Raw genomic sequence first — 23,530 nt, forward strand, 5'->3', positions numbered from 1 at the left:
TGGCTTGATGATGCCCGGACGAATTATTTGCGCTCAGGTTGGCGCTCTTTCGGCTGCACGATGATGGTCCCAGCGTTCGGGTGGCGATTGTCCGCCTGCTCTTCCCGCCGGACACCATCACCTTTCATCCGTCCGTCGAAGAGGAACGGTTGAGTTCCATTCGCGCTCGATGCCGCCGGAGCCTGCAATTGACCGGACGGAGCATTTTGAGCGTTGGCGGTTGTTGCGGCCAATGCCAGTGCAAACGCGACTACCAATCTTGTCATGATAGAGTTCTCCTTTTCCTGCCTGGAGTCCTTACTACATTATCACGTGTCCTTAGTTGCCGTTGTGGAGCAACTGGAAACTAGGATGATAACCCTTTTCCAGGTCTTCTAGAATCGTGCTCTGTAACTGGCTTTCGCCGCCGGGCGACCTATAGCAAGGGATTATAAGTCCCTTGCGTCTACAGGCTTCGTCAGAGGTCCGAGTATCCCTTGCGCCTCTGGGCATCGGCCCACGCCTCTAGGGCATGGGCCGCCTGGGCTTCCTCGGGGAAGATCTCGACCTTCTCCTGGCCCTTGGAGCCTACGAAGCCCCAGTTCCTCACCAGCCGGATCGTCCCGAACAGGTCACGTTCGATCATCAGGCTGAAGAACCGCGCCCTGCCCTGCTCCGGGTCGCGCCGATAAAGCACCAGGTGGTGCTTGATGGGTGACCGGGCGTCCGGCATCCGGGACGAGGTCCTTAGGAGGAGCGGCTATTCTGGAGCGCCCGCTCCATTTCGCCCATCATGGCCGCCTCGAGCTCGCCGAGGTCGACCTTGGCGCCCTGCCCGTTCCCGATCGTAGATCCTGCAGACACCTTGGTCACTGGCACCTGCTTGGCCGAGGGGCGGCTTACCGGGATTCGAGCCTGGATGGGAAGCCGGTTCTCGAGGGTGTCAATGAGGCCGTTGAGGGCCTCGTCGGACAGCGGAATCTCTGGAGCCTCATCGAGCCCAGTCAGGGCCAAGGACTGGTTCGTGTAGCGCTCGTCGCCCGTGACCTCAGGACCAAACCAGGGGAGTGGCCGGAATGCCCGCGCCTCGCCGTCTGTCTCGAACTCTACTGTGACGACCTGAAACGAGCGAGGACGGAAAATCTGATCCACCAGAGCGGCCTGATCTCCGATCTGGAGCCTGGTGCGGGCGTAATCGACCTCGCCGGCACAGACATCGAGGAGTGCATGGGCATGAGCCACCGGAACCGCGGTCTGTTCCTCTGTCTCCCCATGAGGGCCAGCCGCCCTCAGGATCAGGAAGGCCCTGTCCTCTTCGAGCCGGACCCAGGAGGTGCGATCGCTTTGAGCCGGGAAGAAGCCTTCAACCTGGCGGAGCCCGCCCCGCTCACGTTGGATGAGGCGGGCAAGGGACGGGGCGAGGAGAAATCGGCGGCGAAGGGTCATGCAATCCAGGAAATGTAATGAATGCGGGGTTTGGCTTCCTATAGGACGGCGTCTGGCCGTGGCAACCCTGAACCGCGCACCGCAGCCCCTTGCCTAGCGGCTTGCCCGGGACGCCTCCTTCTCCCGGATCTGCCGCTCGGACAGGTACTGGCGATCGTAGAGAAACAGCGGGTCAGCGTCTTCGCCCCGCATGTCAGACCATGCAGCGATGTTGGACAGCGGGATGTAATGGTAATGCGAGGAGCCTTTGTGCCGAGGCTCGAAGAGACCAATCTGGTCGTCCGGGCACTCCGCCAAAGCACCTGTGAGCGAGTGGCCTGAAGTCAGATAAAGGGTCACGGCACGGTCGAGTGGCATTTCCTTGAGGCCGGAGAGAGGATCGCTCTTCTCAGATCTCAAGACTAGCGCCGGGACAGGGGCCTTGGCTTTCAGCTTGTCCTGAAGCTTCTCGATAAGGTCAAGGCCCGTGCCGCCGATATGGGTGATGTCCGTCAGGGACAGGGCGTTGGCCTCCTCAGTCGCAGAGAGGGAGACCTGCTCGCAGTTCGCCAGCATGGCGAAGTAGGCATGGATCGTGTTCAGGAGGGCTCCAACCGTCTCAGGTTGATCTCCGGGCTTCTGTTGGGTTGTGTCCACGAGGCGAATTCCTTGAAATAGAAAGCGGCGTCAGGCGGCGATCTGCTGGCCGATCTTGTCGACCAGGTCGTTGGCGCGGGCGATGATCCTGGTCCGGATCTCGCGCTCGCTCTCGGCATACTGATCCGGGTGGTAGATCAGGGTCACTGCGCGGCGAAGTTTCGTGAGCTGAACCTTCTCTTTGATCGGCTGCGCCCGGATGAAGGTTTCGGTAACGGACCAGAGCCGATCTTCCTGAAGATCGGACTGCTTGGCCCCGGGCTCGGGCACCCTCGGACGAGCCTTTTGGTGCGAGGGCTGGAGCGTGCAGGTGAGATCCAGCGAGGAGATGTCGCCGACGGCGAGGTCAGCGACCGGCACCGGGACCGTGAGCTTGTCTGATCCGAAGTCGACAACCAGGGTCATCGACTTCGTAAAGTCACGCTCTCTTCCAGCAAATGCGCTGCCGTAATAGGTCGTGCCGTCCTGGCCGGTTGCGCGCAGCTTGCGGTACATGCCGCCATTCGTGGCCTGAAACACAGCGTCGGTCAGGTGGATAGGGGTTTGCAGGCTTGGCTATTGATCAGTGAGACCGCGTGCAAAAGCGCGCAGGTGCGATGCCCGTTCCTGAGCTTGAAATCATGTGTCATGGGATCCTCCGGTCAACGCTGTGCCGGTAAGGGTGGGTTGCGGTTTGATCGACCCTGCGTCGAGCCCGCGCCGTCGAGCTTCTTCTCTCGGAGATTGAAAAATGCCGACTGGCAGATGATCAGAACTGAAAAAGAAAAAGGCTGGCCCGAACTCAATCGGGACCAGCCTTGTGACGTCTCAGGTATCGAAGGACTAGGCGCCCGTTGGAACCTGGTCGAGGAAACCCACGACCTCCTTCAGGCGCCCATTGTCCAGGGTGGCGAAGTCCGTACCTTTGATCGGCCCGTCTGCGCCCTCGGGGCCGAGCTGCCATGAGAACCGGACGTTGCTGCCATGGCCGTCAGGCTGACCAACTAACGTGAAGCGGAAGCCGGGGAAGCGCTCGTGCACCGCGCTGATGAGGGCGTCAATCTGGTTATGGCCGCTGCCCTGCATCAGTGGGTCGATATAAGTCCCGTTCTCGGTCCAGAGATCGGCCAGCAGCGCCCGCCGACGGTCGGCATTGGTCTCATTCCAGAGAGCGAGGTAGCGGGTGGCGATCGAAGTGGCGTCGGTCATGTGCTGTCTCCTGATGGTGGGCTGGGGTAATCCCGGCATGAGGACCATGGAAGAGACGCGGCATCGGGTCGATTACGCCGGAGGTAATGCTTTACGCGGCGGTCGCGACGATGTCGTCGGCCGCCGTTTCCGGAGAATGGCCGGTCTCGTAGTAATCCCGAGCCTCGCCATAGCAGGCTTCGGGAAGCTTTCCCTTGGCCAATCCCCCGTTCAGCGCCAGCCACCACGGCGAGAATTCTGTGTTGGCCTTCGTTGATGCCGTCTCGAGAAGGCGAAGGCTTGTATTGGTGAAGTAGGTCACTGATCCTCCTTGGGGCTGACAACAAAGGTGACAGACATGCCGATGCGCGCTCACTCCGCGAGTGGAGTGAACACTGGGAACATCGGATGAAATCGGGGAAAAACGTATGCTCGGTAGGCTGCGAGACGCAGAAGAACGCCTTGGCAGAGGTGCTGTCTTGGAAACCTCGACCAAGGCGTTCGTGGTCCAAGGGAATGACACCACACCTGGGAGATAGGCAGCAGACGCAATTCCGTCAACGCTGCTCAAACGAAAACGCCCTGACAGAGTTAGCCGTGCGGAGCTCACTGTCAGGGCGAATTGTTGTGATGCCGGTTGCAACACCACATCGAGATAATACGCCAAGTGTCTGGTCGGTTCAACATTAGGCTGTGCATAAACAGGATTGCCCTGGCAGGAGGCTGAGCACCAGACCTCCCACCAGGGCGCTTGCGATGTGTTCCGGCATCGCAAGATCTATGTAGATGCACGCGCGGCGCAGCACTGTGTGGCGGCGCACATCATCAGTTCCGAGCGCGATCACTGGACCGCACCGTCGAAACGTCACTTGGCTCGGCTGCGGTCGACGCCAATATCACGCAGCATATGCGGGCTGAGTTCGTGACGCAGCGCCTGCTCGAGATCGTGATGCAGGAAAGGATCGAGTTCCGCAGTTGTTAGAGGTCGCTTGTGATCGTTCGCAGGCCCGCGCGGCACGCGAAGGAGTTCAAAGCGGAAGGCGAACCCTACGAAGGGCAAAGGAAAGACAGTCGGTTTCATGGGAGCCACCAGCAGCAAGAGTCATGACGAGGAGAGCGGCGCGTCGGTACATGCAAAGTCGCATAGACATGTAACCCCTCCTCTGGCTGTGGCTGTGAACCGAACGGAAGATCCGCGGGGCAGCTTCAATACCAGAATTCGTCTGTCGTTTCTACCCCTGAGACGCACAATCGTTGATTTCGCCTACGTGATTAGGGTTCAAGCGGTAGTAGGTGGATACCGATGTGCTGTTTGCGGGCACGATCAGCCCGTGTCCTTTCAGTTCATACATCGTGCTAATGCCGATACCGCGAACCATGCGGCCAGAGGCGGTCTTGAGGCGTGCCTTGAACTGCTCCCGCCTGGTGTAGCTGCTCGTTTCGAGCGCATAGCGAAACTCCCGGCTCTCTTGGAGCAACGTCAGGGCTTTCCTAGCCAGTGATGGGAGGGCGGGAAGTTTGCTCATGGTAACCTCTATCTTATGGGGACACGCCGAGTGCAGCGCATCGGATCCGCCAGAGCTCGGTTGCCTGGCAGGCGTGACCAGCCTGACCGAACAGGTCCTGCAGGCCGCTGGCGGACGTGAGCACCGGCAGAAGGTGCGGATTCTCAGCGATGTATTCATCCCAGAGCACCGAGTAGAACGCCCTGACCTCGTCGGCGTTGACGGCACGCTTGCCTTTGGCGTCTCGCCAGGTCAGGCCGGTCGAGCCATCCTCGAACCGCTTTGCGGCCTGATAGATCTCTTCAATGGACCTGCTCCCACGGGCCCTGATCCGGGCCGCGAAGGCACTGAAGCGGCGATCTCCGCGGCTGGAGCATTCAAGGAACGGAGCCGTGCCATGCTGAATCATTTTCTGGGGATCCTTCACTGATTTCGCCAGTCCAAGATTCCAGAGTTCGGTCTTTACTGAGTGCCTGCCGCTTCAGGCTGAGGAGGCGCAGCCTGTTTGTGGCGGTTTGCCCATGCCGGCTTGACGGGATCGCGCCACCCGAGCTTCGCTTCCGGCCGATCCGTGCGGTGGCAGACGACAGCAACACCCTCGAGGATAGCAGTCGCGATGTATGTGCCTGGAGGAGCGGCACGGATAGTCACTTCTCGGTCGCGCAGACCCGGACTTCCCAATTCGTCCTCGTGCACCCGGACCTCCTTGCCGATCCAGGTGTCGGGCGCCCACCACCAACTGCGCTGGAAGAGGATGGTACCATCGTTCCGAACCCGCCGAAGGCCGCCGAGCAGGTACCCGTCCGGCGCCTTGATGTCGTTGGGCCGTGTCATGATGGGATTGCGACGGCTTCCGTCTCAGCGCGGTACTCGCCGCGATCATCGGCAGGGAATTCGAACTGCGACAGCTTGTTGTGGTTCGTCGTCAGCATCTGGTCCGTGACCTCGAAGTTCAGGACCTTTTCGAAGTCGCTGCGGTTCTTATGGAGGCCTGCGACCTTCATCACGCAATCCGGGACCTCGGAGTAATAGGATTCCACCGACTTGAACCAACTTGGAGATTCCTGGCCGGCGGGTTCACGGATGGCGCTATCGGCGATCATGAAACTCCGCCGGCGCTGAACGGCCAGGACGATGTTCAGCATGTCGTAGTTGAGGCTGCGCATCGGACATCCTTGGGTGAGTTTTCGGGGAATAGTTCGCAAGTGAACCTCATTAAGTAGAACTACTTAGGGAAAGGATCCCTCTTCGAATTATTCCAAAGTTTAAGATCTTCTTCACCGGTTTAGCCAATTTTCGCCGCAACCCGATTTATTGCGCGTCAGGGGGCGCGTGCTTCCCGCGGCGATGCGGGCGGGTCATCGAAAGACAATGCGTGCGCTCAATAATTTGAAGCTTCTCTCGAAGCTCGCCATTCCGGTTACAATCTTCGTCGCTGTTGCAATCGGGCTCGTCACCCTGGCAAAGTTCGGGCTCGACGATATGGCCCAGGACACTCAGGAGCTGGTCGAACAGGAGGTGGCTCGTCAGATGCTCACCCTGCAGATCAACGCCGAGGTCAACGAGACCACGACGCAGGAGAAGAACCTGATCCTCTTCAGTGATCCGGAGATGATCAAATCGGGCGATAAGACCTTCAGTACTTACAAGGGCCTGGCCCTAAAACATGCGGACGAATTGATCGCTCTCGCCGACACCCAGGAGCGGAAGACTTTCTACTCCGATCTGAAAGCCAACATCGTCAACTACTTTGGCCTTCTTGATAAAAGCGTGGACCGTGCCAAGGTCAACGATGATGAAGGTGCCCTTAAGATCTCAAATGGCGAGGGCCGGGATGCTCGTATCAAGCTGCGCAATCTCCTCACCGAACGGGTCGAGACCAGCAGGCAGTCTCTGGCGCAAGCGGCCGACGATGCCGATCAGCTTGCGGCCGATACCTCCCGCACCCTGATTGCGTCTGCTGCTGCTGGCATCATCGCGGCTCTTGGCTTGATCGGAGCGATCGTGATCTACGGCATCACCCGTCCGCTCGGCGCGATGACCGCGGCGATGGGCCGGCTGGCCAATGGCGACCTTGCTGTCGAGGTGAGTGGCACGGAGCGCAAGGACGAGGTCGGCGGGCTTGCCCGCTCGCTCCAGGTCTTCAAGGACAACGCCATTGAGGCACGCCGCCTCGCTGCCGAGCAGGCCGCCGAGGACGAAGCCAAGATGCGCCGCGCCCAAGTCCTCGATCAGCTGACCAAGGACTTCGAGCGCAATGTCTCGGCCATGACCCAGGGTCTCGCCTCGGCCGCGACCGAGATGGAAGCGACCGCCCAGACCATGACGTCCATCGCGGACCAGACCAACAATCAGACCGTCAGCGCTGCCTCGGCGGCCGAGCAGACGTCGGCCAATGTGCAGACGGTCGCTGCCGCCACGGAGGAGCTGTCGATTTCGATCCGGGAGATCGCCTCGCAGGTGACCCAATCCTCGCGGATTGCCGAGCGCGCGGTTCAGGATGCCCAGCGTACCGACACGATCGTTCAGCAGCTTGCTGCCACTGCGGAGAGGATTGGCAACGTGATTGCCCTGATCAACTCGGTGGCCGGTCAGACCAACCTGCTGGCACTCAACGCCACCATCGAGGCGGCGCGCGCCGGCGAGGCCGGAAAGGGCTTCGCGGTCGTGGCTTCCGAAGTGAAGGAGCTTGCCAACCAGACAGCGAAGGCGACGGACGAGATCTCGCAGCAGATCGCTTCGGTACAGCAGGCGACCCGAGAGGCTGTCCAGGCCATCCAGACGATCGCCCATACCATTGGGGAGATGTCGCAGATCTCGACTTCGATCGCGGCTGCCATGGAGGAGCAAGGCGCGGCCACCGGTGAGATCGCCCGCAACGTCCAGGAGGCCGCCCGTGGCACCGAGCACGTGACCGGGAACATCGGCGACGTACGCCGGGGTGCTGGCGAGACTGGGGCGGCGGCCTCTCAGGTCCTGAGTGCCGCTCAGGAGCTCGCTCGCCACTCCAACAGCCTCGGCGACGAAGTCGGCCAGTTCCTCCGGGGTGTGAAGGCAGCTTAAGGCAAGCTTTCGGAGCTATATGCCGGATATCGGCGGACTGAGGTTCGCTGGGCGGCTTGCCCCGCGGCGAGCTGAAAACGGAAGGCGCCCCGACTGGGTAGGGGCGCCTTTCTTTTCGGGCCGGCGGACCGCCGTCAGACCGGGCTGAGAGCAACCACCCCGAAGGTGACCCCTCCAAGAGACTTCGGAGTTCCGTTGAGCGGCGGGTACACCAGGTGTCCGGTGCCATATGTATGGTCCGGCCGTGCGTCGCAAGATGATGTTGGCAGACTAACGAACGTGAGAGCTGCATCAATGTATTCGGCCTCGTGGTGGAGCCTCAGCTCCGGGCCATCATGGGTATCCGCGCGCATCCAAGACTCGCTAGCTGAAAGACCTCGATGGGCCATCATGGCACCCAGTCTCATGGTTGCGCCGGGCAGACCGTTCGTCCATCTCCTTCGTTACCTCGCAGACCTCGGCGGGAAAGTCGTTGATTACCTGACTGACGTCATCATCACATCCTCAGTGTTGAGGGTTCATCCGAGCCGGTTCCGGAAACGCTCACGCGCAAGTTCGTCTCACATCGTATGAGAGGCGCTCCGGGGCTGATAGCCATGCCCTCGCGCCAGCACCGCCCAGGCGATGCGGGCGAGCTTGTTGGCGAGCGCAATTACCAGCATGTTGCGGTGCAGCCGTCGTCCCGCGGCCTCGATCCAGGACCACAAGCCCAATCGCGCCCTATGCGGGCGAGTCAGCAACACGATGTGAGCCGCCTGCACGAACAGCGTCCGCAGGTACTTGTTGCCGCGTTTGGAGATCTTGCCCAGGATCGTGCGGTCGCCGGTCGATTCCTGCTTCGGCACCAGCCCGAGCCAAGCCCCGAAGTCGCGCCCCTGCTTGAACCCGGCACCCGTTCCAACCGCCGCTACCATGGCCGACGAGATGATCGGCCCCACGCCCGGCACGCTCATCAGGCGCTGACAATGCTCGTCCTGGGCCGCGAGCGCCTCGATCTCGGCCGAGACATGGGCGATGCGCTCATCCAGCCGGTGCCAATCCTCCATCAGGTCAGAGACGAGGCGCACCAGCCGAGGCGAAAGCACCTCAGAGGACGAGCCCAGAATGCCGGGCAGTGCCTGCCCTTTCAATTACCCACATCTCCGGGGTAAGGGCCGCTCCAGCTTGCAAGACGTGGCTTGGGCGTGATTCCTTGTTGGGCACCCGTTCAGATGGAGGGGTACCATGGATCCGATGCTCGAGGGTGCCGCGTGGCTCGATGAGGAGCTGGCCGGATCGACCTTTGCCGATGCCCGGCTGGACCAGCGTCTGCGGCGGCTCCTGGAGCAGCTCGGCGGGGCGATGGGAGCAAGCCTGCCGCTGGCCTGCCAGGACTGGGCCGCCACCAAAGCCGCGTATCGCTTCTTCGACAACGATCGCGTCAGCGAGGCTCAGATCCTGGCCGGCCACTTCGCCGCCACCGCCAGCCGCCTGGCCGCGACTGAGGGGCCGATCCTCATCCTTCATGACACCACTGAGTTCGTCTATCACCGGGTCCGGCCCGAGCCGATCGGCCTGACCGGGCAATATCCCTGCCGCAACACCAGTTACGATCGCCGCCAGTTCTATACCGTCTGTGGTCTTCTGATGCACTCAAGCCTCGGTGTCACGCCGGGCGGGTTGCCGCTGGGACTGTGCGCGATCAAGTTCTGGACCCGCGCCAGCTTCAAGGGCACGAGCACCCTCAAGCGGCATATCAACCCGACGCGGGTGCCGATCGAGCAGAAAGAGAGCCTCCGTTGGCTCGAGAACATGCGCCAGGCATCCGGACTTGCTGCCGATCCGGCGCGGTGCATCCACATCGGTGATCGCGAGGGCGACATCTATGAGCTGTTCGTCACGGCGCACGAACTCGGCACGCACTTTCTCGTGCGCAGCAGCGTCGACCGGCGGGCGGATGACGGCACCCGGACGATCATCGCAGCCATGGACGAGGTGCCGGGCTTGGGCGAGCACTGGATCGAGGTGCGCGACGACAAGGGCAAGAGCGGCCGGGCCCACCTTACCATCAAGTACCAGCGCCTTCATGTGTTGCCGCCCCTCGCCAAGCGGAAGCGCTATCCTGCTCTCGAACTCACCGTGATCTGCGCTGATGAGCGAGGAACACCCGAGAACCGCCCGCCGATCCAGTGGCGCCTCCTCACCGATCTGCCCGTCACGTGCGTTGATGAGGCGGTCGAGAAGATCGGCTGGTACGTCCTGCGCTGGAAGATCGAGCTGTTCCACAAGATCCTGAAATCGGGCTGCCGCGCCGAGGATGCGAAACTCCGCTCGGCCGAGCGGCTGGTCAATCTGCTGGCGCTGTTCTGCATCCTGGCATGGCGGGTGTTCTGGCTGACGATGCTCAATCGGACGGCACCCACGGCATCTCCACGCCTGGTGTTCACCCCGCTCGAGATCCGCCTGCTCGATCAACTGATCAAGGACAAGGCGTCGTCACCGGCGCCAACACTGCCCCACTATCTGACCAAGATGGCCCGGCTTGGCGGCTATCTCGCGCGCGCCAAGGATCCGCCGCCCGGCAACATGGTCCTGTGGTGCGGCCTCTCGCGCTTCACCGATATCGAACTGGGCGCCTCCCTCGGCATGAGGCTTGTGGGTAATTGAAAGGTGCCTGCCGCAAGGGCGCAAGCCCCTGGCGTACAGTGATGCCGCGCTCGAGCAGGAAGCCGCGGATCTGGTTGGTGACGCCCGTGCGCTGGCTGACCAGGCGCGAGCGCACCCGGTGCAAGGCGAGCAGATCCATCTGGTCGGGGGTCTTGATCGCCACGAAGGACATGGTGGGCCGTTGCACCGCCTCAGCAATGGCCTCTGCGTCGCGATAGTCGTTCTTGTGCCCCTTGAGAAATGGTTTGACGTACTGGGCCGGGATCAGGCGTACATCGTGACCGAGCGCTTGTAGCTGACGGCCGATGTGGTGGGCTCCGGCACAGGCTTCCATGCCGATCAGGCACGGCGGGAGGTTGGCCAGCCGCTGCGGGAGCTGGGAGCGGGAAAGCTTGATCCGCAGCACGATGGCGCCGCGCTGATCCTGACCGACAAGGTGGAAGCTGTTCTTGCCCAGATCGATGCCCAGCGTGGCAATGGCGGCAGAGGAAGAAGACCGTGACATGGGACGTGCTCCTTACGTGGCTCGAAGCCCCACAGCTTACGAACAAGCGGGGCAGGAGCCCGGCCGGACCATTCCATTAACTGACCTTCCCGCTAGCGGGTTGACGCAGGCGATCCTGATTCAAGGTAGGCAGGGGCGTGCTGGTCCGAAAACCCTCAAGGCTTGCGGAACGACACTACGTTGGCGGGCTCGCAGGCTGGCGTGACTAGGGACGCTATCGCATGTTCCAACTCATCGCGACGGAAGGGCTTGGGCAGTCGCGGGAGAGCAAGCCCGGCCCGCTCCGGCAGCTCGGCATGGCCGCTGGCCAGAAGGATCGGCATGGTCGGCCACTTCGCCCGGATCCGCTCTGCCAACTCCAGCCCTGTCATGCCCGGCATGGCGTGGTCGGTCACCACCAGATCAATGGACGTGTTTTCCCGGAGGACCCTCAGGGCTGCCTCGGCGGACGAGGCCTCCACCACCGTATGGCCGAGATCTTCCAGCATGGCAGCCGTCCCGGTCATCACCAGCGGATCGTCCTCGACCAACAGCACCGTGCAGGTGCGATGCTCCGCACGGGCTTGCTCACTGCCGGCAGACGCTTCCGTCAACGTCTCGCCCTGAGGCAGCCAGATCTTAGCCGTCGTGCCCTTGCCCACTTGGCTCGTCAGCGTCAGGGTGCCGCCGGACTGGACGGCGAGCCCGTGGATCATCGACAGACCCAAGCCCGTTCCCTTGCCAACTCCCTTGGTCGTGAAGAAGGGCTCAATGGCGCGGGCCAGGGTGGCCGCATCCATGCCCATGCCGGTGTCGCTCACTGACACGCAGACATAGGCTCCCGGCGGGAGGCTGTTCCCGTCGCCATCCGCCACATCTTCCGGATTCGCCGAGATGGTGATCGTGCCGCTGGTCGGCATGGCATCGCGGGCATTCACTGCCAGGTTGAGCAGCGCCATTTCCAGCTGGTTCGGATCCACCTTGACCGGCGGCAGGCCCGCGGGAAAGCGGGTGACGATCTCGATGCTCGGGCCCAAGGCACGCGCCAGCAGGTCGGTCATGCCAGCGACTAGTTGCGGCACGTCGACGGCTTGTGGCGTGAGATCCTGGCGGCGCGAGAAGGCCAGCAGCCGCTGGGTCAGAGCAGCCCCGCGCTGGGCGCCCTGGATGGCGCCCTCCAGCAGCCGCCTGGCCCGGTCATCATCCTTGATGCGCTTGCGCAGCAGATCGAGGTTGCCGAGGATCACTGCCAGCAGGTTGTTGAAGTCATGCGCGATACCACCCGTGAGCTGGCCAATGCTCTCCATCTTCTGCGCCTGCAACAGGCGCTGCTCGGCGGCATGACGCTGTTCACTCTCATGCCGAAGCTGGATGAGGGCTGCCTGTTCGGCCTGGGCGCGTCGAAGCGCCAGCCAGGAGACCAACCACAGGATCAGAGCGGACAGGACCGCGACCACTCCATAGACCACCAGATTGCGGTACCAGTGTCCCAGCACGACGGCGGCATCAATCCCGAAGGCGACATAAACCGGGTAATCGCCGACATGGCGGTAGGCATAATACCGCTCGCGCTGGTCGGTCGATGAGGTTCCAAACAACACGCTTCCGTCGGACTGGGCTGCGATGCTGCGCATGAGAATGTTGTCCGGCCCGAGGCGGCTGTAGGCCACCTGCGTGGGAGACCGGGCCAGGATCGAGCCGTCTTCGCGGATTAGGGCTGCCGCATGGGGTCCCGGCGGGGCTGCCTCCCGGAAGAAGCGGCTGAAGTACTCAGGGCTGAGCGCGACATGGATGATGCCATCGAAGTGACCCTCGGGAGTCGATCGACGGCGGCTGACGGCGAACGACGACTTGCTGGTGGCCTTGCCCTGGAACACTGCGCTGATGTAGGTGCCGGCATCGCGGCCGCGCTGGGCCTGAAAGAACTCGCGCTCGTCAATGGTGACATTGGTGTCCCACGGTTGGCTGCCCGCCCGAACATGCCCGGTGGCATCCGTGATCCAGATCGAGACCGCCTGTTCCAAGGGCGCCTTGAGCCTTTGGAGGAAGACACTGGTCTCAGGGGCTGCGATCTCGTCCCAGGACATGCCATGGGTGCGGTCCTCGACCCTCCCGATCACGAGCTCGACTGTGTCGAACACCTTGCGGGCATGCTCGTGCAGGATCGCGGTCGTGCGGGTGATGGTTTCCTCGTTGTCGCGCAGAACTTCCGTCCGGTTCCAGACTCCGGCGGCCGCGAACACGACAGCGGGCACGAGCAGCGCGGCGACCAGCAGCAGCTGGTGCAGGCGGACAGAGGGCATCGACACAAGAGGTTCCGAGCTGAGTCCAGGTGGGAAGCGATGAGGCACGATAGGCACCGGTGGATTCAGCCGGTGCTCTGTGGTGGGATTACATGGGTCTAGGCTGAGGGTAAGGCAACCCTTGGAGCGCTCTGTGCCTATCATGAGACCGCTAGGTGAAGTGCACCGGGAAACCTTCAGATGCAACGCAACGCGGGCTCAGGCGGCGCTGTACCCGTCGCGGGTCGAATCCCAGATGATCGCGCGGCCTCCTTCCGGCTCGTCGACCAGCACCTGGACCCTCCGGCCGTAGGCTGCCGTGCGGGAGGCGACCTGGACGGCAGCCTTGATGGCCTCGGGAAGGGTTGGGCAACGAGCCACGATGATCTCGCTGCTGACGACCGTCCACAGGCCGCCGATTGGCTGAATTACGAAGTAGTCGTCCACTGCCCTGCCCCAGCAAGACGAGCTGAGATATCGCGGCCGTCTGACTGATCAAGGCCTGCTGAAGCGGGCCACGGTGGCATGCGACCCGGTAGCCAATGCATTGCGGCCTTAAGTCGAAGATTTCCGCAGGTGGCGCGACCCAGACGCTCAGGCTTCTAGCGCGTTTGACAGGAGCAGATGGCAGCAGTTGCCCTACCATGCATGAATCGGCTTGTTGGGCGTCTCCGTGAGGAAGCCTTCGGGGGGCTCCGCATCCGTGTAGTAGTAGGTGTCGAAATCGACCGCAGCATTGGCGTTGATCCTGCGCACGGCCCGGCGAGGCTGATCCAAAGATAGGCCATGGGGCAGCCGTAACTTGATGGCCCGTGGGCCAAGGCTGCCCCTCGTCCGAGCCTGGACGCGGAAGCCCCGTGCTTTCAGCTTCGTAAGATCAGCATCGGTCAGCCCTGAGGCAACAAGGGTGTATTTCGCCCGCTGTGGGTTGACCCGCACGTCGCGTGCCTTCGCAGAGGCTGTCGGGCGATGCCCCTGCGCTGGTCCGTGACGAACCCGCGCGCGAGCGGTCCCATGGTGCTGAGCGGAGCCTGTGCCCTTGTGGCTGATGTCTCCTCCGCCAGGGTTGGTGTTCTTATCCGCATTGCCTACATTGCGCCCGGAAGGATCATTTCCGCCGCGGCTGGCACCTCCACCATTACCGTTGCTGTTTCCTCCGCCGTGATCGCCGGCGCCCTTGGCACTTCCACCGCGGCCGTTTCCGCCCCCGCCATTGCCGGATTTCGCGAGAGCGAAAGAACCCTCAATATGAGGCAGGAGGGCGTGAGTGATATGGAAACGGACGACCATCGGACAGCATACGGCGATCATCGAAGCCGCGACCAGAAGAGCAGTCTGTCGGCGAGACAAGGTCGCTATATCGCGTTGGCGCTGACACGACCTGACCCCTGATCCGGTCCCACAGGAAGGATAGAGCCTCGCCCCACAGGTTGGCTCGGTTGCGTCTGTCGTGGTTTGCACATCTCCTGCCCCGTCCAACTCAACCTATTCGCGCTTAGGATGAAGAACGAACAGGGTGCGGGTTTATTCCCTCAGCAGGTAGCCAACCTATTGCTTCCTGCGTGCTGAAGCATCCTGTCGGGAGTGCCGCATCAGGCGGCCCTTCGCTTGCTTATGCGTCTCGTTCTGGTCAATCTCCGCTGATGGTCTTTGGCCAGCATTGCCGTCTCCGCAACGATCGCCGTTGCCGGGATGATGATCCTGCGAGATATGATCAAATCCACTCCGCAGCATCGTGCTTAGCTCGGAGCAACGTTTGCCCTTGCAGGCAAGCCTCTCTCGAGCCCCTGGGTCAGGATCCGAGCCCTGCGCCCCAGGTCACCAAGCCATCACGTCGAAGCGGTAACCGGGCCGAGGCCTTCCTTGATGCCCGCCCTTTGATGCGGCCAGGGCGTTGGGCTCGGCAAGGCATTGGATTGGCATCCAGATCATACGGGTGACCTCGCTTGGATGCGCGAACAAGGCCTCTGCATCGGTGACGACGCCCACGACTGGCATCGTCCGGTAGCACTTACCAACCGTAATCTCATCCAACAAGGCGATAAATGAGCACGCATCAGGGGACAGCCCGACCTCTTCCTGGGTCTCGCGTAGAGCCGTTTCGACCGCATCGCGATTGCTGGGTTCGGCTCGTCCGCCGGGGAACTCAGATCTCTACCTTGGGAGCGTAGCGCCGGCGCCCGCGAGGTGAGGAGCACCTTGTCTCCAGCGGAAGTGCACCGGATGCCGACGAGAACAGCGGCCCGGTCCAATTTAGCAGTTTCGACTTGGGTGGGAATATGTCGAGCACGACGCTCAAGGTCGAGCTGCACAGGAAGCTCCCGGAGATAGCAGAGGAGAGTCAAGCCATATGGGTGGACGATTCTGTCATCCGCACATCCGCTGGACGGATCCCCACCGATGTGAGAGCCGGCCCATGGTCGAGGCCGTCTGCCGGTTCGGCCTCTTGGTCGAGCCGACGTTGCGCTTCCGAGGACCCTCAATCTTAATGCGTGGTGATCACCGCCAGTGTCACTGAACAGAGGGCGATAAGCATAACGACTGCGTTCACTGCATGCGAGTATTCCCACTCCTGGCGCAACTGGCTCCAGTCGTCCGGCAGGGTGGTCCAATTGGAAGTCGCCTGGTTAACAGGGAACGTCCACGTGAAGAAGATGGCGAAGAACACAACAAAGCAAAGGACTGCAATCACGGCAAAGGAGAAGGCTGGGTGCTGCCGACGTAGCCTGACCGCCAGAAAGACATTCGTGACGAGCGCAGCCAGATCGATGATGCCGAAGAAAGCCCAGCCAGCGTACATGCCCTGAACGGTCAAATAGGCATCCCGCGATAGATTGAACTTATTGGGCAGCTCGAATAGATGAGCCCCGGTAGGTACTAAGGCTAAAGCCGTCAACACGACGGCGAAGAACTGGACCATGCGCAAAGCCATGTGGCACCTCCACGTCTCGGAGTTTCTGCCAACGCCGGCTGCCCTCCAGGACGAAGGAGGCGCGTCGGCGGGAGACCTCCCCGATCAACCTAGATGTCAAAATGCAGCATCTCCTCGCGGGTCTTAGGCTTCTCGTCCAGCGGTTGCCGCGTCGTCACTGTAGTCGGCCCGCACGTAGATGAGGCAAGCATGAAGTTTCGAGGGCCAGTTACAGCCCTGGGAGCGGCTCTCGAGGCCCGGACGATCGTATGGCAATGGCAGACTCCTGAAGCCGAATCAGCACCGATCGCCTCATAGATCTCTATGCTCCCTTATCACCTGGCATTGACAGTGCCCGCGGTGCTCCCAGCGATTTGCAGTGGCGCGACCAAGACGAATATAGACTATCGTGAAAAGCGCGGCCCAGATCAGATCGACGGAGCCCAGTGACACGATGCCCAGTCCAACGCGAGACATACTCCAGAGCATCCAGACAGGAATTCCGAAAGCCAGTTTCTCGATCACGCACGCGACCATTGCCGGTCTGAAGCGGACCGGGTCCGTCGAGACGATGAGAAAAAGGATCTGCGCAGACAGCGCCGTGCCGACAAAGCCATAAAAATATTCAGGATGGGCAATCGGAACGGTCACGGCACCAATCTGTTTCTCCAAGAAATAGAAGGGGGTGAGCAGAACAATCCCGTAGAGACCGGCAAGTCGGAAGACCCATCGTGCAAATCTCATCGCTACCTCCTGGACCGGGCCGCTTCCAGCCTTTTTGCAGCCCTACAACTCGCGCCCATGCAGTGATGCTCTGTGGCGCGCCCCTCACTTCTTCCCCTCCATGTCATCGAGCGGCTGAACCAAAGTCGCTGTCTTTCAACCGATGACTCGCATGAGACTCACGCCCCTGGCTCGGTAAGCCCATAGAGGATCAAGCCAAGTGCTGCTCCATAGACGATCCAGCCCGGGTGCCGGCCTCGGGTTGCCCAGAGATTGCCGAGGGCGGCGAACAGGTACGAGCTTCCCACCAGCAGACCCGCTGCCAGCCTTGCTTCCTGCCCTGAGAGGCAGACGGCTGCGATCAGCGCGAGCCCCCCAACGAACCAGTTGAAGGTGCTGAACTGCAGCAGGATCATCACCAGCCTCTGGATCGGCACCCTGATCCGTGTAGCCGAGAGTTCCCGGACCGGAACGACAAGATGCGATTGGGTGAGCATCCCGTGGATGACGGCACCAAAGCTGCCGATGAGCCCGGCGAGGACAAGAGCGGCCTTGTAGCTGGTCATAACCATACACCTCTGTATGGTTATGACCATAGGCTGACGGCTGGACGAGTCAATACACATGTGTATGGTGCAGCCATGGGTGAGCGGCTGACGAAGCTGGACTGGTTGAAGCACGGCCTGCGGACGCTGGCAGGAAATGGGCCGGGCGCGTTGAAGGTTGGCCCAATGGTAGCCAAGCTCAATGTGTCGCGCGGCAGCTTGTATTGGCATATCCCGGACATCGAAGACTTCCGCTCCGAGCTTCTGCAGCACTGGCAGGAAACCTCAACGAACCAGATCATCGATGCGTTGGATGCTAGGCCGAACGACCCGGAGCTATTGCGGGACCTGCTGAACGAGGCCTTCGCCCGACAACCCAGGGTAGATCGTGCCGTCCGGTCCTGGGCCGCCCACGACGACGATGTTGCCCGTCTTGTTGCCGCCGTCGACGAGCGGCGGATCGCCCGGGTATCTCAATTGCTGGTCGATGCTGGCGTGGACACCACACGCGCGGCCCATCGGGCTTTGTTTCTCTACTGGGCTTTTCTGGGGCAGGCGGCCGTCGCGGACCAGCGCCACAGATCGTTGGCGAAGGATGCACTGAACGACATCGCACATCTGTTCGGGGGGCCCGACTAGGCGCTGTTCGGCAGCCTAGTGACTTTGCCGGCCGTGCCTCGTTGTGCTCGGAGGAACTCGCCGCAGCGGGCTGGTATGGCGACTATGTTTCAGTTGGCACACTTCGCCCTCATAGGCATCGGGACAAGAATTGCTCCGAGACATCGTGTCATCGGGGACGGCTCTTGTTCTGCCCCTCCTCACGCTCCGTCCGCTTGGGTGGAGTCTCAGTGATCTGAGATGCCCGAAGCGCGCGACGAGAGCCTACGGACCTGGAAATCCGCCACCGGCTCCCTGGTCTGCTCGCCTGTGGTCACAGAAACCCAGGCGCGCGGGTTGGCTCGCGACTGGCGCGACAGATACGTGTAGCCCGTCTGCGACATAGTTCGCAGAGTGTCCGTCCGGCTGTCGAGAACATAGTCCCCCTTGTCCGTGACCGCAGTCAGGACCAGATGCGGGTCACCCTGTGGCGTGAGCGCCGCCGTCAGCAGGAGCACCGACGACGGCCAGCCGCGCTCGATCAACAGCTTGCGCTTCATCAGCGCATAATCCTCGCAGTCCCCGCGGCCGGTCGTCGGCAAGCTCCAGACATCTTCCTTTTCCCATTGCTCCCGGTCAGACATCTCTTCGACCGACCTGTTGACGGTAAGATTAATCTGCTGAAGTTCGCTCATGTGCTGGGCTGTCGCAGCAACCTGCCTGACCGAAGGACCAGCCGGCCTGCATTCGGACGGGTGGCGGCGGCAGAACTCATGAAAGCCATGGAGCGCTTCATGGCCGCTTTGGGCGAACGTTGGACTTGCTAACGAGCACAATGAGAGAGCGGCAAAGACCGAGAACATGCCGCCATGCAACATCGCCAAGATCCCTGAACCATTCATCGAATAAAGCTGACTCGCACGCATGCGGCCCGGCGCTCCCTTCGTGACAGGAAGGCGGGCGGAGGCCCCTCTCTCCGCCCGCGCGTCTCTACCTGGCGTGAGGACATCCGGCTCATGTAATTGCACAGAGCCGTCCTATCCGCCTCACCGCGATCGGGAGACGCAAGTCCATCAGTGGGTTTCTTTCAAGGCTTTGTTGGCACCGGAGTGAAGCTTGCCGTTCGTCCCGGTCGCGGCACCGCTTGCGCCAAGAGTCGAGTTGGTCGTGCCGGTGGCACTCCTGTTGGCAGGCGGAAGCACTGTACCGGTCGTATCCGACTTGGCCCCGTTCAGAGCCTTGTTGGCTCCAGAATGCAGGGCGCCATTGGTCCCGGTCGCAGCACCGCTCGATCCAAGGGTGGAGTTGGTTGTCCCATGAGCGCTCTGGGCCAACGCGGCGGACACGATCCCGCAGGCGAAACCAGCGGCCATCACACTGATACTGATCTGCTTCTTCAACACGAATGATCTCCTCATCTCAAGGTTTCTACTGACGACTCGCGATCACGGCACCAACAAGCCTCCCCCTCAAGGACGTCGAGTGAGAGGTTCCAGTCTGGAGGCATAGGCAGGTGAGCCGCACCTCTAAAGGAGTAATTCGTCAGGGGTAGGAGAGGTTTCAGCTTTGCTGGGCAAAAACGGACACAATGGATATTGTAGGAATGGGCTACGTCCACCGAGCGACGGCGGCTGGCCGCAAGAATGCGGATCATGGCCCAGCCCACGCCTAGTGCCCGCGATCCATTGCTCATCGAGTACCTCCACGGGCATCCCGCCCGGCATCGGCATGTGCAAAGCTTGGTCCAGAGTGCTCAGGCTGTTGGAGCGAGGATCACCTGAGCCCAGCGGGCTTTTGCGATCCAACTCCGGTGTTCCGCTCGAAGGGGCATGGGGCGGCCCACACGATTTGCTCTTGTAGCTCTTGGCCTGCCCCCCTTCCGCCTCCGCGAGCAGATCGCCGAGATCCTCGGCAAGCTGAAGGATCTGCTCGGATCTGGTGGTAAACAGCGACTTCGCCCGATCCGTCCTCGATCTGAAGCTGGTGCTCGCCGTCTTGTCCCGTGACAGTGATTCGCGTCAGCGTCTTGGTCATCGGGAATCGCGCCATTGAGTCCTCTGTGGGGAAAGCTGAACGCGTGGCCCTCAGGCTAGATCCACCTTGACAGAAGGGCATCGGAAGCTTTGCGCCGCGGGATACGAGCCACGCAGGAACGTCTGGTAGTCCTCTTGGACAAGCGCCGCAGCCAGATATGACGCTGTCTGTAAATCGGCTCCGAAACGTTGCCCCCTGCTAGAACAGCCACACCCAGCTGAACATTCGAAACAAACAGCTATAGCAGAGGGGTCACAGGCGGTGCCGGTCGTGACTCCCACTGTGAGAGAAGATCCAAGCCTCTCAGGGGCTTACGCTAGACAAGTGACAGGGTCCAGGTTCAAAGCCAATTGGATGCTCAGCTATTCGCCCCTTCGGTCTTGTCCCCTATCCTGAGGATGCGAGTTGCATCGTGCGGCATATGGGAAGGACGCGGGATCATGCCGATCCTGTCAGCGTTTGCCCCCGCCTCCGTGGCCCCCACCATTTCCTCCGCCATTGCCGCCCCCGCCTGCACCGGAGCCGCCACCGTGATCGCCGCCTCGGCCTGCGCCCTGGTTGCCGCCGCCGCTATTGCCCTTGCCGTTGTTGCCGCCGTCGCCTGAACGATTGCCAGATGATCCGCCTTGGCCGTCGCGGCCGCGAGCGGCGCCCGGCGAGGTGTCTTGGCGGGAAGGCCCGAAGCCTCGGTTCGAGTCACGAGGGGTGGCCCCGCGTCCCCGGGCATCCGCCGGCGTGTTGCGTGAACTGCCGCTATCCACCCCTTGCGGTGCTCCGCGCGACGTTGGTTTTCCTTCGAGGGACACACCCTCGATGCCGAGACGTCCTCTCTGATCGGTCACGACAGTCACCACCGCCGGGGCATAGGACCCGACCGGCAGGTTCGCTGAAGGGCGGCCTGCCACCTCGAGCCCCGACCCGAGGCGCAACCCGTTTCGCGTCCGCTCGACATAGGCCTCGATGGAGAGCCGCCGGACATTCGCCCCCAGGAGATCCCGCTCCCGGGCGGTTGTAGTCACCTGGAGCGTCTCATTGGCATAAGATCCTTCGAGCACCGCCCGCGTGCCGACGAGCGCAGGATCCACGCCAGTGAGCCTCAATGTCCCGATCCCAAGGCTGCCGTTACGCGATCTGATCACCTGGCCGGCAACCCTGTCGGGTCCGCCATCCCGCCGCTCGATCAAGCTCGCGACGATCGTGCCGTCCGGCCGCCGCAACCCAAACACCGCCACGCGGTCGCCGCGCTGCCACGGGCCTGAGGCGCCCAGCGCCTGCATGGAGACGGTCTGACCGAGCACTGTCAGAATCGTCCTGCTTCTCGTCTGAATCGGGCCGACAACCTCGCTGGTCACATCAATCTGCCGGGTCGCCAGCACGCCGTTGCGGTTTTCGGCGACCACCCGCACCACCTGACCGATCTTGAGGTCGGCTGCTGTGCGCGGCTGCCCGTCGATCCGCACTGACACGTCCGGCGCATAGTTCACATGCTGGCCGTTGACGATGATGCTGCCGAAGCCGCGGATGCGGCCCATCATGCCCGTGCCGCCGATGCCCCGGTCGCCGTCCTGATCGTCGGCCACGACCCCAGTGCCGCCGATGCCGCGGTCCTGACCGTTCTGACCCCACGCAAGACTCAGCGAGGCGACAAGCAGAGTCAGTGCTACGAGCCAGTGGGCATGGGCTCGTGCGAGCGAAGCGGCGTGATCCTTCACGTCCTGGAGTCCTTGTCGTTGGTATCGGTGGATGTCGCTGGCGTAGATGGAGGCACGACCTCTTCGGAATAGACGTAAACGCCGAAATTCCAGCGCCATTGCCCCGGGGGAGCCTTGTCGCTGGCGGCGTGGGCTTCACGGTTCAGCGTGTGGAGAGCCTCCATGGCCACGTCGCGGGAGCGCCGCTGCAGCTGCTCGGCCAGTTCCTTCGTCAGGCCATCGTAGTGGACGGCGCGTTCGAGAAAGGGAGGAGATTGGGCCTCCACATTCGCGACTGCAGCCGCGATGTGGTCGTGCAGGTTGCGTCCGAGATAGTAGAGCTGCTGGTCCTCTCCGCCTCGCGGCACGTAGGCCGCCTCGGCCAGCACGGCGCGATCCTCGTCGTCCAGCATCACCAGCTTGCGGTCGAGCCACTCGTCCAGCACGGCGCGCGGCCGCACGTCGCGCGTGACCGAGGCGACGAGGCGCTCGAAGGACGGCTGCGATGGTTCAGCCATGCGGGGGAGAGGCAGGGGACGCCCGTCGGGGCCGGTGAAGTCCGGGTCGGCAAGCCAGCAGGCCAGGATACGGCTCGTCTGCGAGACCGTTGCCGGCACCGCGTTGACCGGGGCTCCCGCGCCCCGCAGCCGGCGCACCTCCTTACGGTGGATGCCCGTCAGCAGGCTGACGCGGCTGTCCGTCTGCTCCTTGCCCGGGAGGACGAAGTCGTACTCGGCGACGTTCACGTAAAGCTCGCGCAGCAGCTCCGACAGCATGGGGAACGTGATCCCGCTCCGGATCAGGAGCCGCACGAGCGGGCGAAGCAGGCGCGCCAGAGGCGCATGCAGCTTGGCTGGATCGGGTGAGCGGGGGGCATCGCCGGGCATAACGTCTAAGTAGGCCGATCAGCCGTGGGAAGCAATCCCACACCGCTGTTGACGTGGGAAAATTTCTCACATAACTCTTGAGGCAACGGGCTCACAGGCTCACATGTTTTGGAAGGAAACCTCATGACACGACGTCTTACTCTCACTGTCTCTGCTTTCGCCTTGGGTCTCGCCATCGGCTTGCAACCCCTGTCGCTCGATCTAACCTCCTTCAAGCTTGAAAAGGCGCAGGCCCAGGCGAAAGGTGGCGATGGCGGTGGTAACGGGGGTGGGAACGGCGGTGGTAACGGTAATGGGGGTGGAAACGGCGGCGGTGGCGGAAACGGCAACTCCGGTAGCGGCGGCGGCAACTCTGGCGCCCATGACGGCGGCTCCGGCGGACATTCCGGCGGCGGGTCGCGCGGTGGTGGCGCCGAGAACTCCCGCGGCGGCGCCAGCGGCCGCAGCTCCGGGCCCAACGATGCAGCCTCGAAGGGTCAGGCCAGGGCCGAGCAGGCGCACAGCACCCGCGATGCCAAGCGCGAGGCCAGGGAAGCCGAAACGCCCATCTCCGCCGGCGCAAAGAAGGCAGCCTCCAGCGCTAAAACCATCGGCCTCGACGCCGCCAAGCTCGGCCGAATGAATGCGGTGAATGCCTCGGCGACGGCCCGTCGGAATGCGGCGCCGAATTCGACGGTCGGGTTGATCGCCGCCTATGAGAAGGCACTGACGCTCGGCCCGAATGTCGAGGACGAGATCACCGACGTGGAGATCACCGCAGCCGCCACCGCTTTGGCGTCGCTGTCGAAGCCAGGCGTGCCGGAAGAGCCCGTCAAGGTGCTCAACGAGAGGCTCGGGCTCAAGATCGATCCTGAATCCGCGGTGTTCGATCAGATCGTCGATGAGGCCCGCGAGATCCAGGCTGCTCGGCAGTAACACGCGCGGCGTCCTGCCG

Annotated in this window: 27 protein-coding genes and 3 pseudogenes; 5 read left to right on the top strand and 25 right to left on the bottom strand. The window is 62.4% G+C overall.

Translation table 11 applies throughout. From position 1 onward, the window contains the following. Positions 1 to 23: 23 nt before the first annotated feature. From U0023_RS25975 to U0023_RS26030, 12 genes are all read right to left on the bottom strand, one after another. Positions 24 to 266, bottom strand: a complete 243-nt coding sequence (locus U0023_RS25975) for a hypothetical protein (protein ID WP_009489554.1) — start codon at positions 264 to 266, stop codon at positions 24 to 26. 191 nt (positions 267 to 457) lie between these two features. Further along, positions 458 to 712, bottom strand: a complete 255-nt coding sequence (locus tag U0023_RS25980) for a WGR domain-containing protein (RefSeq protein ID WP_009489555.1) — start codon at positions 710 to 712, stop codon at positions 458 to 460. Positions 713 to 726: 14 nt separating this feature from the next. After that, a complete protein-coding gene (locus tag U0023_RS25985; RefSeq protein WP_009489556.1) occupies positions 727 to 1,425 on the bottom strand; it encodes a hypothetical protein in 699 nt (232 codons plus the stop codon). A 93-nt stretch (positions 1,426 to 1,518) separates the two neighbouring features. Next, positions 1,519 to 2,061 carry a hypothetical protein gene (locus tag U0023_RS25990; RefSeq protein WP_009489557.1) on the bottom strand — a complete coding sequence of 181 codons (543 nt, stop codon included), beginning with the start codon at positions 2,059 to 2,061 and terminating at the stop codon, positions 1,519 to 1,521. Positions 2,062 to 2,091: 30 nt separating this feature from the next. Further along, a complete protein-coding gene (locus U0023_RS25995) occupies positions 2,092 to 2,556 on the bottom strand; it encodes a hypothetical protein (protein ID WP_009489558.1) in 465 nt (154 codons plus the stop codon). Between the two features lie 327 nt (positions 2,557 to 2,883). Then, positions 2,884 to 3,249: a nuclear transport factor 2 family protein gene (locus U0023_RS26000; RefSeq protein WP_009489559.1), complete on the bottom strand. Its 366-nt coding sequence runs from the start codon at positions 3,247 to 3,249 to the stop codon at positions 2,884 to 2,886. A 91-nt stretch (positions 3,250 to 3,340) separates the two neighbouring features. Then, complete coding sequence (locus U0023_RS26005) at positions 3,341 to 3,550, bottom strand: hypothetical protein (RefSeq protein WP_009489560.1); 210 nt, start codon at positions 3,548 to 3,550, stop codon at positions 3,341 to 3,343. Positions 3,551 to 4,093: 543 nt separating this feature from the next. Further along, positions 4,094 to 4,309 (bottom strand): hypothetical protein, encoded by a 216-nt coding sequence (locus tag U0023_RS26010; RefSeq protein ID WP_154660934.1) that lies wholly within the window; start codon positions 4,307 to 4,309, stop codon positions 4,094 to 4,096. Positions 4,310 to 4,460: 151 nt separating this feature from the next. Continuing rightward, positions 4,461 to 4,754, bottom strand: a complete 294-nt coding sequence (locus U0023_RS26015) for a hypothetical protein (protein ID WP_009489561.1) — start codon at positions 4,752 to 4,754, stop codon at positions 4,461 to 4,463. Between the two features lie 13 nt (positions 4,755 to 4,767). After that, complete coding sequence (locus U0023_RS26020; protein WP_009489562.1) at positions 4,768 to 5,142, bottom strand: hypothetical protein; 375 nt, start codon at positions 5,140 to 5,142, stop codon at positions 4,768 to 4,770. A 53-nt stretch (positions 5,143 to 5,195) separates the two neighbouring features. After that, entirely contained in the window at positions 5,196 to 5,567 is a 372-nt protein-coding gene (locus tag U0023_RS26025) for a hypothetical protein (RefSeq protein ID WP_009489563.1), read from the bottom strand. After that, entirely contained in the window at positions 5,564 to 5,899 is a 336-nt protein-coding gene (locus tag U0023_RS26030; RefSeq protein WP_009489564.1) for a hypothetical protein, read from the bottom strand. The genes U0023_RS26025 and U0023_RS26030 overlap by 4 nt, the downstream gene beginning before the upstream one ends. Positions 5,900 to 6,104: 205 nt before the next feature. On the opposite strand from U0023_RS26030, the gene U0023_RS26035 reads away from it, so the two are divergent. Further along, complete coding sequence (locus U0023_RS26035; RefSeq protein WP_009489565.1) at positions 6,105 to 7,796, top strand: methyl-accepting chemotaxis protein; 1,692 nt, start codon at positions 6,105 to 6,107, stop codon at positions 7,794 to 7,796. 560 nt (positions 7,797 to 8,356) lie between these two features. Here the strand turns inward: U0023_RS26035 and U0023_RS26040 are convergent. Then, positions 8,357 to 8,911: pseudogene (locus U0023_RS26040) on the bottom strand (IS110 family RNA-guided transposase); the annotation flags it as partial. A 109-nt stretch (positions 8,912 to 9,020) separates the two neighbouring features. Here U0023_RS26040 and U0023_RS26045 point away from each other — a divergent pair. Further along, positions 9,021 to 10,442 carry an IS4 family transposase gene (locus tag U0023_RS26045; RefSeq protein ID WP_009489568.1) on the top strand — a complete coding sequence of 474 codons (1,422 nt, stop codon included), beginning with the start codon at positions 9,021 to 9,023 and terminating at the stop codon, positions 10,440 to 10,442. A gap of 10 nt (positions 10,443 to 10,452) precedes the next feature. Here U0023_RS26045 and U0023_RS26050 read toward each other — a convergent pair. The 4 genes and pseudogenes from U0023_RS26050 to U0023_RS26065 form a co-directional block, all read right to left on the bottom strand. Beyond that, positions 10,453 to 10,947 (bottom strand): annotated as a pseudogene (locus U0023_RS26050) (IS110 family RNA-guided transposase); the annotation flags it as partial. A 155-nt stretch (positions 10,948 to 11,102) separates the two neighbouring features. Then, positions 11,103 to 13,229, bottom strand: coding sequence for a hybrid sensor histidine kinase/response regulator (locus U0023_RS26055; RefSeq protein ID WP_009489570.1), 2,127 nt, complete (start codon positions 13,227 to 13,229; stop codon positions 11,103 to 11,105). Positions 13,230 to 13,427: 198 nt separating this feature from the next. Next, positions 13,428 to 13,655: a hypothetical protein gene (locus U0023_RS26060; RefSeq protein ID WP_009489571.1), complete on the bottom strand. Its 228-nt coding sequence runs from the start codon at positions 13,653 to 13,655 to the stop codon at positions 13,428 to 13,430. 192 nt (positions 13,656 to 13,847) lie between these two features. Then, positions 13,848 to 14,147 carry a hypothetical protein gene (locus U0023_RS26065; RefSeq protein WP_009489572.1) on the bottom strand — a complete coding sequence of 100 codons (300 nt, stop codon included), beginning with the start codon at positions 14,145 to 14,147 and terminating at the stop codon, positions 13,848 to 13,850. Between the two features lie 75 nt (positions 14,148 to 14,222). Here U0023_RS26065 and U0023_RS26070 point away from each other — a divergent pair, with 75 nt between their 5' ends. Further along, complete coding sequence (locus tag U0023_RS26070) at positions 14,223 to 14,600, top strand: hypothetical protein (RefSeq protein ID WP_040638025.1); 378 nt, start codon at positions 14,223 to 14,225, stop codon at positions 14,598 to 14,600. Between the two features lie 426 nt (positions 14,601 to 15,026). Here U0023_RS26070 and U0023_RS35660 read toward each other — a convergent pair. The 4 genes and pseudogenes from U0023_RS35660 to U0023_RS26085 form a co-directional block, all read right to left on the bottom strand. After that, positions 15,027 to 15,296, bottom strand: a pseudogene (locus tag U0023_RS35660) (hypothetical protein); the annotation flags it as partial. 397 nt (positions 15,297 to 15,693) lie between these two features. Next, entirely contained in the window at positions 15,694 to 16,140 is a 447-nt protein-coding gene (locus tag U0023_RS26075) for a DUF1772 domain-containing protein (RefSeq protein ID WP_009489574.1), read from the bottom strand. A gap of 291 nt (positions 16,141 to 16,431) precedes the next feature. After that, positions 16,432 to 16,863 (bottom strand): hypothetical protein, encoded by a 432-nt coding sequence (locus tag U0023_RS26080; RefSeq protein ID WP_322883843.1) that lies wholly within the window; start codon positions 16,861 to 16,863, stop codon positions 16,432 to 16,434. Between the two features lie 158 nt (positions 16,864 to 17,021). Further along, positions 17,022 to 17,408, bottom strand: a complete 387-nt coding sequence (locus tag U0023_RS26085; RefSeq protein ID WP_009764903.1) for a hypothetical protein — start codon at positions 17,406 to 17,408, stop codon at positions 17,022 to 17,024. Between the two features lie 75 nt (positions 17,409 to 17,483). Between U0023_RS26085 and U0023_RS26090 the strand changes: the two genes are divergently transcribed. Beyond that, the gene (locus U0023_RS26090; RefSeq protein ID WP_322883844.1) at positions 17,484 to 18,026 is read left to right on the top strand and encodes a TetR/AcrR family transcriptional regulator; all 543 of its coding nucleotides are present in this window, start codon (positions 17,484 to 17,486) and stop codon (positions 18,024 to 18,026) included. 206 nt (positions 18,027 to 18,232) lie between these two features. Here U0023_RS26090 and U0023_RS26095 read toward each other — a convergent pair whose 3' ends face one another. From U0023_RS26095 to U0023_RS26110, 4 genes are all read right to left on the bottom strand, one after another. Continuing rightward, positions 18,233 to 18,910: a transglutaminase-like cysteine peptidase gene (locus tag U0023_RS26095; RefSeq protein WP_322883845.1), complete on the bottom strand. Its 678-nt coding sequence runs from the start codon at positions 18,908 to 18,910 to the stop codon at positions 18,233 to 18,235. A 147-nt stretch (positions 18,911 to 19,057) separates the two neighbouring features. Further along, complete coding sequence (locus U0023_RS26100; protein WP_322883846.1) at positions 19,058 to 19,387, bottom strand: hypothetical protein; 330 nt, start codon at positions 19,385 to 19,387, stop codon at positions 19,058 to 19,060. Positions 19,388 to 20,470: 1,083 nt separating this feature from the next. Next, on the bottom strand, positions 20,471 to 21,730 hold the full coding sequence (locus U0023_RS26105) for a DUF5666 domain-containing protein (protein ID WP_322883847.1): 1,260 nt from the start codon (positions 21,728 to 21,730) through the stop codon (positions 20,471 to 20,473). Next, the gene (locus U0023_RS26110; protein ID WP_322883848.1) at positions 21,727 to 22,596 is read right to left on the bottom strand and encodes a DUF6502 family protein; all 870 of its coding nucleotides are present in this window, start codon (positions 22,594 to 22,596) and stop codon (positions 21,727 to 21,729) included. Before U0023_RS26110 ends, U0023_RS26105 begins: the two co-directional genes overlap by 4 nt. A gap of 123 nt (positions 22,597 to 22,719) precedes the next feature. Here U0023_RS26110 and U0023_RS26115 point away from each other — a divergent pair, with 123 nt between their 5' ends. Continuing rightward, on the top strand, positions 22,720 to 23,511 hold the full coding sequence (locus U0023_RS26115) for a hypothetical protein (RefSeq protein WP_322883849.1): 792 nt from the start codon (positions 22,720 to 22,722) through the stop codon (positions 23,509 to 23,511). Positions 23,512 to 23,530: the final 19 nt, after the last annotated feature.

The organism is Microvirga lotononidis, assembly GCF_034627025.1.
GTDB classification, from domain to species: Bacteria; Pseudomonadota; Alphaproteobacteria; order Rhizobiales; family Beijerinckiaceae; genus Microvirga; species Microvirga lotononidis.